1 protein-coding gene is annotated in these 793 nt (G+C 58.5%); it reads right to left on the bottom strand.

Annotated features, from left to right (window positions below; all coding sequences use genetic code 11):
• Window positions 1-260: 260 nt before the first annotated feature.
• A complete protein-coding gene (locus BN1129_RS16255) occupies window positions 261-578 on the bottom strand; it encodes a DUF6968 family protein (RefSeq protein ID WP_042037900.1) in 318 nt (105 codons plus the stop codon).
• Window positions 579-793: the final 215 nt, after the last annotated feature.

Below are 793 nucleotides of genomic sequence, written 5' to 3'. Positions count from 1 at the left end.
ACTCATGCTCTCGCCCTGGCTGCTGCCCCAGCCATCCGTGCGAATGGAGTCATCGACCCAGAGCCCCTCTATATGCAGCCAGCCCCATTTTATCTCGCCGAGAATACCGCCCTGCACCAGGCCCTCTTTATCACTGATAACGCTGGCGATCCGCTCACGGGTTAATGGGCCCGTGATGGTTTCGTTGAATTAATTCAGGCCGCTGCGCAGGGCGTCGAATTCTGTTGTGTCGGGTGGTTGAGGGGCGGTCAGCTGCATTGTCACACCTCTGGAAAATAGCAGGCGGCAATATCGACGGGCTGATCGGGGCAACCAGGCAGATAGAATTGCCAGCCGGCATCGGCGAAGGCGCGCAGCTCATTTTCGACAAATTTCAGGGCCAGGCTCAGGGCCTGCAGGGCATCGACGCCATAGATGAAGGTCTTGTCGCTCAGCCCCTCCAGCTTCACCTTGCAGCGCCAGTCGCCACTGGCGGACTTGGGGTCCCGCTCCGGCGCCTTGATTGCCATTTTCAGGGTCACTTGCTCGCCTTCGATGCTCACGGCCTCGAACTTGGCGGTCACTATGGTCTTCTTCATCTGGATATCCTTTCTCCGCTTGCCCACAATCCTGTTTCGCCAAGGCGATGAGCATGAAATGGTGAGTCTGGACAGACAACAAAAACAGACTCAGGAAGGTCAGCCTAATGGAACCAGCCAGCGGAGACAATGGCTGGACGGTGCGCAGTGTGAGCGGGATCGGCTTATCTGAACGCAGGACCCACTGTGGCCTGCTCTGACGGGGCGGGTGAGGG

It is taken from the genome of Aeromonas popoffii, from assembly GCF_000820025.1.
Taxonomy (GTDB): Bacteria; Pseudomonadota; Gammaproteobacteria; order Enterobacterales; family Aeromonadaceae; genus Aeromonas; species Aeromonas popoffii.
The sequence above is the reverse complement of the archived record's forward strand: the minus strand, read 5'-3'. Positions and strand labels throughout refer to the sequence as shown.

Coding starts and splice junctions, on each gene's coding strand:
- BN1129_RS16255 (WP_042037900.1), bottom strand. CDS start 578: ATGAAGAAGACCATAGTGACCGCCAAGTTCGAGGCCGTGAGCATCGAA.